This is a genomic window from Rhizomicrobium sp., assembly GCA_037200385.1.
Lineage (GTDB): Bacteria > Pseudomonadota > Alphaproteobacteria > Micropepsales > Micropepsaceae > Rhizomicrobium.
In genome coordinates, this window is the sequence record JBBCGL010000001.1 from 1,630,054 (window position 1) to 1,645,579 (window position 15,526).

Genomic DNA, 15,526 nt, shown 5'->3' on the forward strand with positions numbered 1-15,526 from the left:
AAAATCTCGCGACTGTGTCCGGTTCTGAAAAATGTCATCGGCGTTTCGCGCAACCATCACGCGGCGTGAACGCAGTCCGTGACGCCTGTTGCTAGTCCTCGAAGGAGGAGAAGAATCGCAGCAGCAGACGCTCGACCCGTGCGTAAGCCTTCGCCGCCTCGCTCAGCGTCTCATGATGGGTCAAGGGCACTGCCGACAAGCCGGCTGCGAGATTCGTGATGAGCGACAGCGCCGCGACCTTCATGCCGGCATGCACCGCGACGAGGCATTCGGGCACGGTCGACATGCCGACCGCGTCGGCGCCGAGCGCCGCGAACATCCGGATCTCGGCCGGCGTCTCGAAGCTCGGTCCCAGCACATGGACATAGATGCCTTGCGTCACCGCGACATCCGCGTCGCGCGCCGCCTGCGCCAGCCGCACGCGCAGCTCCGGGTCATAGGCATGCGACATGTCGGGGAAGCGCGGCCCGAAGCTGTCGTCGTTCGGCCCGACCAGCGGATTGCGGCCGGAGAAATTGATGTGGTCCTCGACGATCATCAGCGTGCCCGCCGGCAGATCGGGTCTCAATCCGCCCGCCGCATTGGTGAGGATCAGCCGCTCGGCGCCGAGCCGGCGCAGGATGCGCACCGGCACCGCCAGCGCCTGCGCCGGATGGCCTTCATAGCCATGCAGCCGCCCCTGCATGCATACGAGCGGATGTCCGCCCACCGTACCGATGCGCAGCCGTCCCTCATGCCCCGCGACGGTCGGCACCGGGAAACCGGGGATGTCGCCATAGGGAATGTCGACCGCGTCCGCCATCGTGTCGGCGAAAGGCCCCAGCCCGCTGCCCAGCACCAGCGCGGTCTTGGGAAACGCCTCGCCGAGAACGGCCTTCACCGCGGCGACGCCGCGCTCGATCTCCGTCATGGGCTCGTCCCTCGCTTTCCAACAACACACTCTGTCACGGCCCGCGAATGCGGGCCATCCAGGTGACGCGCACTTCGCCGTTTCGGAATTGTGCTTGACCAGCCGGATGGTCCGCTGTTGCCGGCCATGCAAATACATTTCCGTCCGCCGGAGGAAATCTGTAGTCTGGGCGGCATCCTCCAGGACCGTCCCTTTGCGCGCGATCATCGGTGTTCTCGACTCCTTCGGCCTCGGCTCCGCACCCGATGCCGGACGTTTCGGCGACCAAGGCGCCAACACCTTCGGACATATCGCCAAAGCCTGCGCCGAAGGCCTGCCGCGCAAGGACGGCCGCCGCGGTCCGCTCGACATCCCGAACTTTCTCGACCTCGGTCTGGGCGAGGCGGCGAAGGCGGCCGATCCGCGCGTCGCCTTCGCCGCGCCGGCCCGGATCACGGGGCGCTACGGCTACGCCGCGGAACTGGGCCGCGGCAAGGACACGCCGAGCGGTCACTGGGAGATGATGGGCCTGCCGGTCGACTATGATTGGGGTTTCTTCCCGCGCACCGTGCCGACCTTCCCCGCCGCGCTCACCGCGGCCTTCATCGCGCATACCGGCGTGCCGGGCATCCTGGGCGATTGCCATGCCTCGGGAACCGAGATCCTCGACCGGCTCGGCGAGGAGCATATCCGCACCGGCAAGCCGATCGTCTACACCTCGGCGGATTCGGTCTACCAGGTCGCGGCGCATGAGACGCATTTCGGCTTGCAACGGCTCTACGATTGCTGTCACGTCGCGCGCGAACTGGTCGACAAATACAATATCGGCCGCGTCATCGCGCGGCCCTTTGTCGGCGAGACCGCCGGTGCCTTCACGCGCACCGGCAACCGGCACGACTACGCGATGCCGCCGCACGCGCCGACCCTGCTCGACCGCTATGCCGCGACCGGCCGCCCGACCTACGGCATCGGCAAGATCTCCGACATCTTCGCCGCCAGGGGCATCACGAACTACGTCAAGGCCTTCACCAATGACGAGGTGTTCGACGCCACGCTCGACCTCGTGAAGAACGGCCCCGCCGACGCGATCATCTTCGCCAATTTCGTCGATTTCGATACGCTCTACGGCCATCGCCGCGACGTCGCGGGCTATGCCGCCGCGCTCGAAGCCTTCGACAGGCGCATCCCCGAGCTGCGGGCCGCGCTGCGGCCGGACGATCTGGCGATCCTCTCCGCCGATCACGGCTGCGACCCGACCTGGCCGGGCACCGACCACACCCGCGAATTCGTTCCCGTGATCGCCTTCGGTCCCAAGGTCGCGCCCGGCGCCATCGGCCAGCGCGACACCTTCGCCGATATCGGCCAGTCAGTGGCGAGCCATCTGGGCATGGACGCGCTGCCGGTGGGTACGTCGTTCCTATAACCGCCCCGCCGCTGTCATCCCCGGCGAGGTGCGCGTAGCGCACCGAGGGAAGGGGATCCAGGCGTCGAAGCCTGTTCGGTGTGGAGAATTTGCGCGGTGCTCTTCTTTCCTCGCCGCCCAGGTGTTGACACCTGGGTCCCCTTCCCTTCGCGCTCGCTACGCTCGCACTCAGCCGGGGATGACAATGAGTGCTTCACCCGCCCCCCACTCTGCTCTAGAAAACAAAATGCCCACCGCCTCCCACGGCCCCCGCGCCGGCAATGTCCCCGCCACCGAACTGACGCACTGCCGCAATGTGGACGACGCGGTCGAACGCCTGGTCGATCTCTACGACACCGCCATCGCGCAGATCGAGACCAATTTCGAGGCCTTCGCGCGGGGCGAGCACAAGCCCGCGAAGAATTCGGTCTACCCCTATCTCGGCGTCGAGGTCAGCTCGGTGCCGCGCTCCACCCCGCTCGCCTTCGGCAAGGTGGCGCGGCCGGGCTTCTACGGCACCACCGTCACCAATCCGCGCCTGTTCCGCGGCTACCTCACCGAGCAGCTCACCCTGCTGGCGCAGAATTGCGAAGCCGACATCTATGTCGGCAAGAGCCACAGCCCGATCCCCCTGACCTTTGCGGTCGAGCGCGCCGCTTCGGCGATGTCGGCCGAGCAGCGTCTCGAACTGGCGCGGCACTTCCCGCTGCCCCGCCTCGACGCGGCGCACGACACGGTGGTCGATGGCGGCCGCTGGACCGGCCGCGAGACCGGGCCGCTGGCGCTGTTCTCCGCCGAGCGCGTCGACTATTCGCTGCATCGGCTGCGCCACTACACCGGCACCGATCCGGCCAGCTTCCAGAGCTTCGTGCTCTTCACCAACTACCAGCGCTATATCGACGAGTTCGTCGCCTATGGCCTCGCCGAGATCGAGGCCGGCCGCGCGGTCCGCTTCATCGAGCCCGGCAACCGGATCACCGAGCGCGGCCGGGAGCCGACCGCCCCACCGCTCGCCAAGCTGCCGCAGATGCCCGCCTATCACCTGGTGCAGCCGAACGGCGAAGGCATCACGCTGATCAATATCGGCGTCGGCCCGTCCAACGCCAAGACCGTGACCGACCATCTCGCCGTGCTGCGGCCGCATGTCTGGCTGATGGTCGGCCATTGCGGCGGCCTGCGCGCCAGCCAGCGGCTGGGCGACTACGTCCTCGCCAACGCCTATCTGCGCGACGACCATGTGCTCGACCAGGTCCTGCCGCTCGCCATCCCGGTGCCCACCATCGCCGAGGTGCAGCTCGCCCTGGCCCAGGCCGTGACCGCCGTCACCGGCCTCAAGGGCAAGGAGCTCAAGGAGCGCCTGCGCACCGGCACCGTGGTGACGACCGACGACCGCAATTGGGAGCTGCGCTTCGACGAGCTCGCGATGCGCTTCAACCAGAGCCGCGCCATCGCCATCGACATGGAATCGGCGACCATCGCGGCCAACGGCTACCGCTTCCGCGTGCCCTACGGCACCCTGCTCTGCGTCTCCGACCGCCCGCTGCACGGCGAGATCAAGCTCCCCGGCATGGCCGACGCGTTCTACGAGGAGCGCGTGAGCCAGCACCTGCAGATCGGCATCAAGGCGCTGGAATTCATGCGCGAGGAAGCCAGGGCGGGGACGCTTCACTCCCGCAAACTGCGCAGCTTCACCGAGCCGGCGTTTCGCTAGAGCGGATCACCGTTTCACGGAATCGGTGATCCGCTCTAAGGTATGGGTTGGTCGCAATTCCCGGCGGAAAACCGCCTCGCACTTTTCCTGGAATTGCTCCAGGGCGCTACGGTCTTTCCCGCCCCCTTTGTCATCCCCGGCGAGCCGTGCGCAGCACGGCGAGGGAAGGGGACCCAGGTGGCTACCACCGTCACGGTGTTTCCGACCTGGGTCCCCTTCCCTCGCACTCGCCGACGCTCGTGCTCGCCGGGGATGACAAGGGTGTTATGCGCCCGCATACGCATCCACCGCCGCAAGATGCACCGCGATCTCCGCCTCGCTCAGGAACGATCCCAGGAAGCTGCTCTTCGCCAGCGTCACGATCTCGTCCCGCGTCAGGTCGAGCGCCTCCGCCACCGCCGTGTAATTGTCGTTCAGATAGCCGCCGAAATACGCCGGATCGTCCGAGTTCACCGTCGCGCGCAGCCCCGCCTGCAGCATGCGGCGCAGCGGATGTTCCCTCAGGTCCTTCACCACGCGAAGCTTCAGGTTCGACAGCGGACACACCGTCAGCGTCATCCGCGCCGCCGCCAGCCGCGCCACCAGCGCCGCATCCTCCAGCGACCGGTTGCCGTGGTCCAGCCGGTCGACCTGCAGCACGTCGAGCGCCTCATAGACATAATCCGGCGGCCCCTCCTCGCCGGCATGCGCTACCAGCTTCAGCCCGCGTTCGCGTGCCGCACGGAACACCCGCGCGAACTTCGCCGGTGGATGGCCGAGCTCCGACGAGTCCAGCCCGACGCCCGCGATGCGGTCCAGGTAAGGCTCCGCGGCCTTCAGCGTCGCGAAGGCATCGTCCTCGTCGAGATGGCGCAGGAAGCACAGGATCAGCTTCGAGCTGATGCCCGCATTGGCCATCGCGCCGAGGAAGCCGTCGGCGACGACGGAAAACGGAATGCCCCGCGCCGTGTGCGTTTGGGGATCGAAGAACATCTCGACATGCCGCGCGCCATCGGCCCGCGCCCGCGCGAGATATGCCGAAGCGAGATCGGCGAAATCCTCCTCCGTCTGCAGCACCGCGGCGCCCTGGTAATAGATGTCGAGGAAATCCTGCAGGTTCGAGAAGCTGTAAGCGGCGCGGACCTCTTCGACGCTCCGGAACGGGATCGCGACCTTGTTGCGCCGCGCCAGCGCGAACATCAGCGCAGGCTCGAGACTGCCCTCGATATGCATGTGCAGCTCGGCCTTGGGCAGGCCGGCGATGAAGGCGGCGCGGTTCGTCATGCGCCCTGTTATGGCGCCCCGCGCGAAAAGTCGAGCGCTCAGCGCGGCGCCGCGATCCGCGCGGTCACGACCGGCCGCGCCCCCGGCTCGGGATCGTCGATATGGAGGATGCGGCCCAGCACCGCGACCGCGTTGGCCGCCGCCGCTTCGTCGGCCGCATGGACCAGCGCCAGCGTGTCGCCCGCGCTCACCTTCGCGCCCGCCTGCACGAAGCGCGAAAAACCGACCGCGAGGTCGAGCATATCCGTCGTCCGGCGCCGCCCGCCGCCCAGGTCGATCAGTTCCACCCCGATGCTGCGCGCATTCATCCCCGCGACAAAGCCGGTGCGCCGCGCGATCACCGGCTTCACCACCGGCGCCGCGGGCAGATAGGCGTCGGCGCGCTCGACGAAATCCGCCGGGCCGCCCAGCGCCGCCACCATGCGCGCGAAGACCTCGACGGCGCGCCCGCTGTCCACTGCCTGCTGTGCCTCGTCGCGCCCCTCGTCCAGGTTCGGCACCAAGCCGCCGAGCAGCAGCATCTCCGCTGCCAGCGCGAGCGTGACCGCGTGCAGCCGCGCGTCGCGCGCGCCCTTGGCCGTGAGATAATCGAGCGCCTCGCGCATCTCCAGCGCATGTCCCACCGTGGTGCCCAAGACCGAATCCATGTCGGTGATCAGCGCGGTGACCGGCAGCCCCGCGCCCTGTCCAATGGAAACGAGCGTCTCCGCCAGCGCACGCGCATCGTCCGCCTTCGCCATGAAGGCGCCCGAGCCGGTCTTCACGTCCATCGTCAGCCCGCTCAGCCCCGCCGCCAGCTTCTTCGACAGGATCGAGGCCGCGATCAGCGGGATGGATTCCACCGTCGCGGTCACGTCGCGCACCGCATAGAGCCGCCGGTCGGCCGGCGCCAGGTCGGCAGTCTGCCCGATGATGGCGCAGCCGACCTGCCGCACGACGCGCTGGAAGGTCTCGATGTCGGGATCGCACACATAGCCGGGGATCGCGCCCATCTTGTCCAGCGTGCCGCCGGTGTGGCCGAGGCCGCGCCCCGAGATCATCGGCACCACGCCGCCGCAGGCCGCGACGATCGGCGCCAGCATCAGGCTCACCTTGTCGCCCACCCCGCCCGTCGAATGCTTGTCGAGCACCGGCCCGCCGAGCTCGTGCTCGCCCCAGTCCAGCACCCGTCCCGAGCGCGTCATGGCGCGGGTGAAGGCGACGCGCTCGGCGCCGTTCATGCCCTGGAAATAGACCGCCATCGCGAAGGCCGCGACCTGGGCCTCGCTGAAGCCGCCGTCGGTGATGCCCTTCACCGCGAAGACCAGCTCGTCCTCGGTCAGGGCATGACCGTCACGCTTCTTGCGGATGAGTTCTTGCGGGAGCACGGCGGTGCGCTACACCTTCGTCGGATCGAAGTCGAACGCCGCCGGCAGCAGGGCGCCCACCGTCATCACCATCACGTCCTGCTTGAGATTGGCGCAGATCACTTCCGTCGCGCCGCCGAACTCGCCCAGCACCTGGCGGCACATCCCGCACGGCGTGATCGGCCCCGGCAGGTCGCCCACCACCGCGATCGCTTTGAATTTGCGGTGCCCCGCCGCAACGGCCTGGAACACCGCATTGCGCTCGGCGCAGATCGTGGCGCCATAGGACAGGTTCTCGACATTGCAGCCCTGGAACACCGTGCCATCCGCGGTCTCCAGCGCCGCGCCGACCAGGAAATGGGAATAGGGCGCATAAGCCCGCTGCCGCGCCGCGATGGCCGCGTCGATGAGCGCCTGCTGCGCCGGCGTCGCATTGGTGGCCGCGCTCGCGTCCGCGGCACTCGCCAGCAGCGTGCCGCCCGCAACCGCCGCCAGCACGGTATCCCGACGCGTGATGTCCATGGTGTGCTCCTAGAGTCTGCACTCAGCAAAAACAGGTGTCATGGCCCGCGAATGCGGGCCACCCAGTTGGGTTCTGCAAAATGCCCTTTATCTTACAAGATCCGATAGACACCATTTCGCAGGATTTTTGAGCCCCACCCCTAAGCGCCGTAGGGAATCCAGATATTCTTCACCTGCGTCGCCTGCCGCAGGACATGCCGCCCCTCGCCGTCGCGATCGTCGAACCAGGCGATGGCCTCGCCGGTCCAGGTCCGCTTGAGGTCGCCGGCCGATGCCGCCTCGACCGCCCGCGCCCCATCCGCGCCGCCGAAATACCACACCGCCTCGACATTGCCGTGCTCGGCCAGCGTCTGCGCCAGAGCATCGCACGCTCCCGTGACGATATTCACCACGCCCGCCGGCACATCCGAGGTTTCGAGCACCTGGTAGAAATCCGTCGCCGCCAGCGGATGGCGTTCCGACGGCACCATCACCACCCGGTTGCCCATCGCGATGGCGGGCGCCATCAAGGATATGAATGCGAGCAGCGGCGCTTCGTCCGGACAGGCGATGCCGATCGTCCCGACCGCCTCGTGCATCGCCAGCACCACGCCGCGCAGCGGCGGATCGTGGATCGCGCCGTCGAACTTGTCGGCCCAGGCCGCATAGGTGAACAGGCGCCGGATCGACGCCGCGACCTCGCGCGCGCCCGACACGCCGGTCATCTGCGTCAGCCGCTTGGCGAACTCGTCGGCCCGCGCCGACAGGTTCTCGGCGCAGTAATAGAGTATCTGCGCCCGCGCGTGACCGCTGGTCGCCGCCCAGCTTTCCGCTTTCGCCGCCGCCTCGACCGCGTTGCGGATGTCCTTGCGGTTGCCCTCGCCGACCAGGCCGATCTGCTTGCCCGCGGGCGACAGCACCGCGCGGCTGTAGCCGCCGTCAGGCCGCGCCTGCTTGCCGCCGATGAACAGCTTGGCCGTGCGGTCGATGGGCGCGGGCAGCGCTTCCTTCGCAACGACCGCTTTCGCCGCCTTCTGCGGCCTCGCGAGCGACACGCGCTTGAGATATTCGAACATTCCCTCGCGCCCGCCCTCGCGCCCGAAGCCGGATTCGCGATAGCCGCCGAACCCCGCCGCGGCGTCGAACTGGTTGGTGCAGTTCACCCACACCACGCCCGCCTTCACCTTGGGCGCGAGGTCGAGCGCGACATTGATGTTCTCCGACCAGATGCTCGCCGCCAGGCCATAGCGCGTGTTGTTGGCGAGTTGCACCGCTTCGGCCGGCGTGCGGAAGCTCATCGCCACCAGCACCGGCCCGAAGATCTCCACCTGCGCCACCGTGGAAGCCGCCTCGACGCCACTCAGCAGCGTCGGCGGATAGAAGCAGCCCTCCGGACAGCCTTTCGGCTGGAACAGCGTCGCGCCTTCGTCCACGCCCTTGCGCACCAGCGCCTCGATCTGCGCCCGCTGCTTGGGCGAGACGATGGCGCCGATGTCGGTGTTCTTGTCGAGCGGATCGCCGACGCGCAGCGTCTCCATCCGCGCCCGCAGCTTGGCGTAAAGCGTCTCGGCGACGCTCTCCTGCACCAGAAGCCGCGAGCCGGCGCAGCACACCTGGCCCTGGTTGAACCAGATCGCATCCACCGCGCCTTCGACGGCCGCATCCAGGTCGGCGTCCTCGAACACGATGAACGGCGACTTGCCGCCCAGCTCCAGCGTGAGCCTCTTGCCCGAACCCGCGGTCGCGGCGCGGATCAGCCGCCCCACCTCGGTCGAGCCGGTGAATGCCACCTTGTCGATGCCGGGATGCTCGACCAGCGCCTGGCCGGTCTCGCCCGCGCCGGTGACGATGTTCACCACGCCCCGGGGCAGCCCCGCCTCCTCGCAGATCTCGGCGAACAGCAGCGCCGTGAGAGATGTGTCTTCCGCCGGCTTCAGCACCACCGTGTTTCCCGCCGCCAGCGCCGGCGCGATCTTCCACGCCAGCATCAGCAGCGGAAAATTCCACGGGATCACCTGCCCCACCACGCCGAGCGGCGCGTAGCCCGCGAACTCGCTCTCGATCAGCTGCGCCCAGCCGGCGTGATGATAGAAATGCCGGACCACCAGCGGCACGTCGATGTCGCGGCTCTCGCGGATCGGCTTGCCGTTGTCCATCGTCTCCAGCACTGCGAACAGCCGCGCATGCTTCTGCACCAGCCGCGCCAGGGCATAGAGAAAGCGCGCCCGTCCATGCCCGCCGAGCTTCGCCCAGCCGGGCTGCGCCGCCCGTGCCGCCGCCACCGCGGCATCGACATCCGCCGCCGACGCGTCGCCCACGCGGCCCAGCGTCTTGCCGGTCGCGGGATTGACCGAGTCGAAATGCGCCGCCGCCGTAACCCAGGCGCCGCCGATGAAGAGCTTGAACCCGCCTTCATGCCGCTTGAGCCAGGCCTCGGCGGCCGCGGACGCCTCCGGCGCCGTGCCGTAGTCCATCGTCTCGAAAGCGCTGCGGACGTTCACGGTCAACCCATCGGATGGCGGTGCGCGGCCGAATAGCGGCCGGTGACGAAATGCTCGAGCTGGCGCTCGATGTCGGTCAGCAGGCTCGACGCACCGAGGCGGAAGAGATCGGGTTGCAGCCAGGGCAGTCCCAGCTCCTCCTTCATCACGATCTGGTAGTTCAGCGCGTCCTTCGCGGTGGAGATGCCGCCCGCCGGCTTGAAGCCGATGCGGACGCCGGTCATCTCGCGATAGGCCCGGATCATCCGCGTCATTACCAGCGCGAAGGGCAGCGTCGCATTCACCGGCTCCTTGCCGGTGGAGGTCTTGATGAAATCGGCGCCCGCCATCATGCAGGCCATCGAGGCGCGCGCGACATGGCTCAGCGTCCCCAGATCGCCGGCGCCGATGATCGCCTTCACATGCGCCGGACCGCAGGCGGCCCGGAACGCCGTCATCTCGTCATAGACCGCGCGATAGTTTCCCGTGAGCACATGACCGCGGTCGATCACGATGTCGATCTCGCGCGCCCCCGCCGCGACCGACATCTCGATCTCCTGCAGCCGCAGCTTCAAGGGCGTGAGCCCGGCCGGGAATCCCGTCGACACCGCGGCGACCGGAATCCCCGTGCCCGCCAGCGCCCGGACCGCCGTCTCCACCATATTGTGATAGACGCAGACCGCACCGGTCGTGATCGCATCCCTGCCCATCGCATCGAGCAGGTCCTGCCGCACCGGCCGCCGCGCCTTGGCGCAAAGCCGCTGCACCCGCCCCGGCGTGTCGTCGCCCGCCAGCGTCGTGAGGTCGATGCAGGTCACGGCCTTGAGCAGCCACGCCGCCTGCCATTCCTTCTTGACCGAACGCCGCGCCGGCAGCGTCGCGACCCGCCGCTCCGCCGCCGAACGGTTCACCCGCAGCGAGTCGATGACGTCGGCATCGAACGCGATGCCCGGATTGCGGGCATGCCTATCCAGCGCCAAATGGGCATTGCCGCGGAGCGAACCGCGCGAAATGATCGGTTGGATGTTGGACATCGCGCGAAACTTTCACGCCCCTTCCCGCCAGTCAAGGACGGCACGATTGCGATTGCGCAGGCTCGACGGCCGCTTCGCTTTTCGTCGTTTTTTGTCGCGGACCGCGAACATTGCGCCGGAGCCGTGCCGTTTAATATGCTTGCGCCTTCACCAAGCTCATGAGGGGGCAAGAATGCTTATCGGCGTAAAGACTTGGCTGCGCGCAGCGTTCATCGTGGCGGCCGTGCCACTGTTCGCGGCCTGTGCCAGCGGACCGACATATGATGCGCTGCATGCGAGCGAACCGGCGGTGAGCGCCGAATCCGCCCGTATCTATTTCTACCGGCTTTCGACGATGGTGGGTTCCGCCATCCAGCCGTCCGTCAAGATCGACGGGGTCGCGGTCGGCTCCGCCAAGCCCGGCGGATATTTCTATGTCGATCGTCCCGCCGGCACATACGAAGTCAGCACCACGACCGAAACCAAGGAATCGATCAGCGTGGCGATCAAGAGCGGCGAGGTGCGCTATGTGCGGCTCGACATCCAGATGGGACTGCTGGTCGGCCATGTCGCGCCGTCGCTGATCTGGCCCGACCAGGCGATCGCGGAGATCAAGGGCTGTCACTATATCGGCGATCCGCAAAAGCCGTAGAGCAGGGCGCGATCTCAAAGGGCGGGTCGGGCGGGGCAATCCGCCCGGCCTTTTTTACTTCGTCCCGAACATCCGGTCGCCCGCGTCGCCCAGGCCCGGCACGATGTAGCCGTGCGCGTTGAGGTGGCTGTCGATCGCCGCGGTCCAGATCGGCACATCCGGGTGGCGCGCCTGGAACGTGGCGATCCCTTCGGGGGCGCAGAGCAGCGTCATCAGCCGGATGCGCCTCGCCCCCGCCGCCTTCAGCCGCGTCACCGCCGCGCTCACCGAATTGCCGGTCGCCAGCATCGGGTCCATCACGATCACCAGCCGTTCGGCGATGTCCTCCGGCGCCTTGAAGTAATACTCGACCGGCTCCAGCGTCGCGTGATCGCGATAGAGTCCGATATGCGCGACGCGCGCCGACGGCACCAGGCTCAGCATCCCTTCGAGGAATCCGGTGCCGGCGCGCAGGATCGGCGCGAAGACCAGCTTCTTGCCCGCCAGCGCCGGCGCCCGCATCGCCGCCACCGGCGTCTCGATCTCGACCGTCTCGACCGCCAGGTCGCGCGTGACCTCATAGCAGATCAGCATGCCGATCTCGTTGAGCAGTTCGCGGAAATCCTTCGTGCCGGTGCGCTTGTCGCGCATCCGCGTCAGCTTGTGCTGGATCAGCGGATGATCGAGGACCGTCAGACCCGCCATGGCGCGCTCCCTATTCCGTCTCCGCCCCGCCGATCGGGTCGACCTCCTGCGGATCGCCGTCCTTGGCGTCCCAGGGGAAGATGACCCACGAATTCTGCGGCGCCTGCAGCAGCCGCATGTCGACCTCGGCCTCGCCCTCCGGCTTGGAATAGATCGCGGCGTAGAGCGCATTGGGCCACAGCTTGCGCAGCTCGCGGAAGGTGCCGCCGGTGTCGACCAGGTCGTCGAGCACGATCATGTTCTCGCCGCCGTTGCGGATCTTCGCGACGATGTCGGGATGCAGCGGCTTGATGATCTGCGCCCCGCTCACCTGCTTCTCGCCGCGATAGGACGACACGCCGATGCTCTCGATGTTCTCGCGGATGTTGAGCTCGCGCGCCAGCACCGCGGCGAAGGGCAGGCCGCCGCGCGAGACGCCGACCACGATCTCGATCTTGCGCCCGGCGGTCATCACGTCGTGCACCCACCAGGCGAGCTCGCGCATCTGGCGATGGATCTCGTTCCAGCTCACCCGCACATACAGGCGCCGCTTGTTTTCCAGCCGCATGAAAGTCCTCCGTCGAAAGGACTATCGCCGCCTTCGCCGCGCTTGGGAACGGCCCGGCACGGCTCTATGCACAGCAGGACCCTTCGCCGCAGGGTGGTCTAAGGTCTGTACCCAATTGGCGTCAACCTAATCAACAACTTGTCATGGCCTGCGAATGCGGGCCACCCAGTTGGGTTCTGCAAGATGCCGGTTATCTTGTGGCGCCTGAGAAAGCATTGCTGGATTTCGCCGCAGGCGGCGTCGAAGGGCGCGGGCCATGACATCTGTTTTTTATTGAGTCCGGACCCTAGGACGTTCCGTCGCCCGGCGAACGCACCGGCCGCCAAGTCCGCCGGCTGCCGTCGCGCGCCAGCAGGGCATCGGCCGCCGCCGGTCCGTCGCTGCCGGCTTCATAGGCTTCGAGGTCGGTGGCCTTCGCCGCCCAGGCGTCGAGCACGGGCTGCACCGCACGCCAGCCCTGCTCCACCGTATCGGCGCGCATGAACAGCGTCGGATCGCCGATCATCACGTCGTAGATCAAGGTCTCGTAGCCGACATTGGCCTCCTTCGGAAACCAGTCGTCATAGCGGAAATCCATCTTCACCGCCGCCAGCTCGACCGCCGGCCCGCGCCGCTTGACGTCGAATTGCAGCGAGATGCCCTCGTTGGGCTGGATGCGCAGCACCAGCCAGTTGGGCCGCAGCGACTCCACCGTGGTGTCCTGGAACGCGGCATAGGGCGCCTGCTTGAAGCAGATCGCGATCTCGGTGTTGCGCGCCGCCAGGTGCTTGCCGGTGCGGACATAGAACGGCACCCCGGCCCAGCGCCAATTGTCGATCTCCAGCCGCATCGCGACATAGGTCTCGGTATCGGAATCGGGCGCGACGTCCGGCTCGTGGCGATAGGCCTTCGCCGCCTTGCCGAGAACGGTGCCTGCGCCGTATTGCCCGCGCACCACGTCGGCCGGATCGATCGACGGCATGGCGCACAGCACGTCCGCTTTCTTCGAGCGGATCGCCGCCTCGTTGAATCCCACCGGCGGCTCCATCGCCACCATCGAGACCAGCGCGAAGACGTGGTTCGGCACCATGTCGCGCAAGGCGCCCGTCGACTCGTAGAAATCGCCCCGCGTCTCCACGCCCACGGTCTCCGCCACCGTGATCTGGACATGGTCGATGCGGTCGCGATTCCACACCGGCTCGAACAGGCCGTTGGCGAAGCGGAATGCCATGATGCTCTGCACCGCGTCCTTGCCGAGGAAATGGTCGATGCGGAAGGTCTGGTCCTCGCGCAGCACGTTGAGGATCCGCTTGTTCAGCGCCTTGGCGGAGGCGAAATCGTGCCCGAACGGCTTCTCCACCACCACGCGGCGCCACGCGCCGTCCGTCTCCCGCGTCAGGCCGGCGGCACCCAGCGCGTCGATCACCGGGCCGAACAGCTTGTCGGCCACCGCGAGGTAGAAGATCGCATTGCCCTTGGTGCCGTGCGTCTTCGCCGCCTCGTCCAGCGCGCCCTTCAGCGCCTCATAGAGCGCCGGTTCGGTGATATCGCCGCGCACATAGGACATCGCCTGGGCGAGCTTGGCCCAGGCCGCTTCGTCGATCTCGCCCTTGAGCGAGTCCTTCAGGAAATCGTGGAGCTGGCTGCGCCAATCCTCGACCGCCATCTCGTGCCGCGCCACGCCGATCAGCGCGAAATTCTCCGGCAGCACCTTGGTGCGCGCCAGGTTGTAGAGCGCCGGCACGAGCAGGCGCTTGGTGAGATCGCCCCCCGCGCCGAAGATCACCAGCGCGCAGGGATCGGCCGGGCGCGGCGCGTGCACCGACGCATCCTGCGGCGCCGCGGCGCCCTGCGCGACGCGGATAGCCCCGTCCTGCGGCATCACTTGTCCTCTTTCTTGACCGGCTTGCCGCCTTCCAACGCGCCTTCGATATGGGCGCCGAAGCCGAAGCGCATCGCCGACAGCATCTTCTCGCCGAACGTATGGTCCTGGCGCGAGCGGAAGCGGGCATAGAGCGCCGCCGACAGCACCGGCGCCGGCACCGCCTGCTCCACCGCCGCCTCGATCGTCCAGCGTCCCTCGCCCGAATCGTCGACGAAGCCCGAATAGGCGTCGAGCTTCGCGTCCTTGGCGAGCGCCGAGGCGCCGAGGTCGAGCAGCCAGGACGACACCACGCTGCCGCGCCGCCACACTTCCGCGATGTCGGCGATATTGAGGTCGAAGCGCTCGTCCTGTGAGAGCTGGTCGGAGTTCTTGTTGCGCAGGATGTCGAAGCCCTCGGCATAGGCCTGCATCAGGCCGTATTCGATCCCGTTGTGCACCATCTTGACGAAGTGCCCGGCGCCCGGCGGCCCGGCATGGATATAGCCGCGCTCGGCGCGCGGATCGGCGCCGTCCGAGCGGCCCTGCGTGCGCGGGACGTCTCCCTCGCCCGGCGCCAGCGCGGCGAAGATCGGATCGAGGTGATCGACCGCCTCCTTGGCGCCGCCGATCATCATGCAATAGCCGCGCTCGAGCCCCCATACGCCGCCCGATGTCCCGCAGTCGACATAGCGGATGCCCTTTTCGGCGAGCAGCTTCGCGCGCCGGATGTCGTCCTTGTAATAGGAGTTGCCGCCGTCGATCAGGATGTCGCCGTCGCCCAGCAGCCCGGCGAGCTGCTTGACGGCGTCCTCGGTGATCTTGCCCGCCGGCAGCATCAGCCACACGGCGCGCGGCGATGCGCCCAGCGCTTGCACCATTGCGGCCAGCGACGCGGCATCCGTCGCGCCGTCCGCGACGAGCGCAGTGCGCGCTTTCGCGTTGACGTCGAAAACAACGGTCCGGTGTCCGGCTTTCATCAAACGGCGGGAGATATTGCCACCCATGCGGCCGAGGCCGACTACGCCGATCTGCATGTTGAGATACTCTCGCGCGACCGCCGCGCCAACCTGTTCGCCCGGTCCAAGCTTGTCAAACGATCCGGAACTCCATCCGTTCCGTTGCCGCTTCGGCTTGAATATCGCACGACCAGCCCCGAAGATGCCGGCGCAACGAGGCGGGGGCGCTTTCCGGTGGC

At 67.7% G+C, this 15,526-nt stretch carries 13 protein-coding genes; 3 read left to right on the forward strand and 10 right to left on the reverse strand.

Going from position 1 to position 15,526, the window contains the following annotated elements; genetic code table 11:
* Window positions 1-91: 91 nt before the first annotated feature.
* Entirely contained in the window at window positions 92-910 is an 819-nt protein-coding gene (locus WDM91_07590; GenBank protein MEI9994441.1) for a purine-nucleoside phosphorylase, read from the reverse strand.
* A 193-nt stretch (window positions 911-1,103) separates the two neighbouring features.
* Between WDM91_07590 and WDM91_07595 the strand changes: the two genes are divergently transcribed.
* Window positions 1,104-2,312, forward strand: a complete 1,209-nt coding sequence (locus WDM91_07595; GenBank protein ID MEI9994442.1) for a phosphopentomutase — start codon at window positions 1,104-1,106, stop codon at window positions 2,310-2,312.
* A 226-nt stretch (window positions 2,313-2,538) separates the two neighbouring features.
* A complete protein-coding gene (locus WDM91_07600) occupies window positions 2,539-4,002 on the forward strand; it encodes an AMP nucleosidase (protein ID MEI9994443.1) in 1,464 nt (487 codons plus the stop codon).
* 264 nt (window positions 4,003-4,266) lie between these two features.
* On the opposite strand, the gene WDM91_07605 is transcribed toward WDM91_07600, so the two are convergent.
* The 5 genes from WDM91_07605 to deoC form a co-directional block, all read right to left on the reverse strand.
* Entirely contained in the window at window positions 4,267-5,265 is a 999-nt protein-coding gene (locus WDM91_07605; protein ID MEI9994444.1) for an adenosine deaminase, read from the reverse strand.
* Window positions 5,266-5,303: 38 nt separating this feature from the next.
* Complete coding sequence (gene deoA, locus WDM91_07610; GenBank protein ID MEI9994445.1) at window positions 5,304-6,632, reverse strand: thymidine phosphorylase; 1,329 nt, start codon at window positions 6,630-6,632, stop codon at window positions 5,304-5,306.
* Window positions 6,633-6,641: 9 nt separating this feature from the next.
* Window positions 6,642-7,133, reverse strand: a complete 492-nt coding sequence (locus tag WDM91_07615; protein ID MEI9994446.1) for a cytidine deaminase — start codon at window positions 7,131-7,133, stop codon at window positions 6,642-6,644.
* 140 nt (window positions 7,134-7,273) lie between these two features.
* Window positions 7,274-9,613 (reverse strand): aldehyde dehydrogenase family protein, encoded by a 2,340-nt coding sequence (locus WDM91_07620; GenBank protein ID MEI9994447.1) that lies wholly within the window; start codon window positions 9,611-9,613, stop codon window positions 7,274-7,276.
* A 2-nt stretch (window positions 9,614-9,615) separates the two neighbouring features.
* Window positions 9,616-10,626 carry a deoxyribose-phosphate aldolase gene (deoC, locus tag WDM91_07625; protein MEI9994448.1) on the reverse strand — a complete coding sequence of 337 codons (1,011 nt, stop codon included), beginning with the start codon at window positions 10,624-10,626 and terminating at the stop codon, window positions 9,616-9,618.
* Window positions 10,627-10,798: 172 nt separating this feature from the next.
* Between deoC and WDM91_07630 the strand changes: the two genes are divergently transcribed.
* Window positions 10,799-11,257, forward strand: a complete 459-nt coding sequence (locus WDM91_07630; GenBank protein MEI9994449.1) for a DUF2846 domain-containing protein — start codon at window positions 10,799-10,801, stop codon at window positions 11,255-11,257.
* A 54-nt stretch (window positions 11,258-11,311) separates the two neighbouring features.
* Here WDM91_07630 and upp read toward each other — a convergent pair whose 3' ends face one another.
* The 4 genes from upp to gnd all read right to left on the reverse strand — a co-directional run bounded on the left by upp (window position 11,312) and on the right by gnd (window position 15,365).
* Entirely contained in the window at window positions 11,312-11,941 is a 630-nt protein-coding gene (gene upp / locus WDM91_07635; protein MEI9994450.1) for a uracil phosphoribosyltransferase, read from the reverse strand.
* Between the two features lie 10 nt (window positions 11,942-11,951).
* Window positions 11,952-12,488, reverse strand: a complete 537-nt coding sequence (locus tag WDM91_07640) for a phosphoribosyltransferase family protein (GenBank protein ID MEI9994451.1) — start codon at window positions 12,486-12,488, stop codon at window positions 11,952-11,954.
* A 286-nt stretch (window positions 12,489-12,774) separates the two neighbouring features.
* Window positions 12,775-14,349 (reverse strand): glucose-6-phosphate dehydrogenase, encoded by a 1,575-nt coding sequence (gene zwf, locus WDM91_07645; protein MEI9994452.1) that lies wholly within the window; start codon window positions 14,347-14,349, stop codon window positions 12,775-12,777.
* Entirely contained in the window at window positions 14,349-15,365 is a 1,017-nt protein-coding gene (gene gnd, locus WDM91_07650) for a decarboxylating 6-phosphogluconate dehydrogenase (protein MEI9994453.1), read from the reverse strand. The genes zwf and gnd overlap by 1 nt, the downstream gene beginning before the upstream one ends.
* Window positions 15,366-15,526: the final 161 nt, after the last annotated feature.

Bases quoted from the DNA above. Each gene is read 5' to 3' on its own strand.
- WDM91_07600 (MEI9994443.1), top strand. From the start codon at position 2,539: ATGCCCACCGCCTCCCACGGCCCCCGCGCCGGCAATGTCCCCGCCACC.
- gnd (MEI9994453.1), bottom strand. From the start codon at position 15,365: ATGCAGATCGGCGTAGTCGGCCTCGGCCGCATGGGTGGCAATATCTCC.
- WDM91_07615 (MEI9994446.1), bottom strand. From the start codon at position 7,133: ATGGACATCACGCGTCGGGATACCGTGCTGGCGGCGGTTGCGGGCGGC.
- WDM91_07590 (MEI9994441.1), bottom strand. From the start codon at position 910: ATGACGGAGATCGAGCGCGGCGTCGCCGCGGTGAAGGCCGTTCTCGGC.
- upp (MEI9994450.1), bottom strand. From the start codon at position 11,941: ATGGCGGGTCTGACGGTCCTCGATCATCCGCTGATCCAGCACAAGCTG.
- deoC (MEI9994448.1), bottom strand. From the start codon at position 10,626: ATGTCCAACATCCAACCGATCATTTCGCGCGGTTCGCTCCGCGGCAAT.
- WDM91_07630 (MEI9994449.1), top strand. From the start codon at position 10,799: ATGCTTATCGGCGTAAAGACTTGGCTGCGCGCAGCGTTCATCGTGGCG.
- zwf (MEI9994452.1), bottom strand. From the start codon at position 14,349: ATGCCGCAGGACGGGGCTATCCGCGTCGCGCAGGGCGCCGCGGCGCCG.
- WDM91_07605 (MEI9994444.1), bottom strand. From the start codon at position 5,265: ATGACGAACCGCGCCGCCTTCATCGCCGGCCTGCCCAAGGCCGAGCTG.
- WDM91_07640 (MEI9994451.1), bottom strand. From the start codon at position 12,488: ATGCGGCTGGAAAACAAGCGGCGCCTGTATGTGCGGGTGAGCTGGAAC.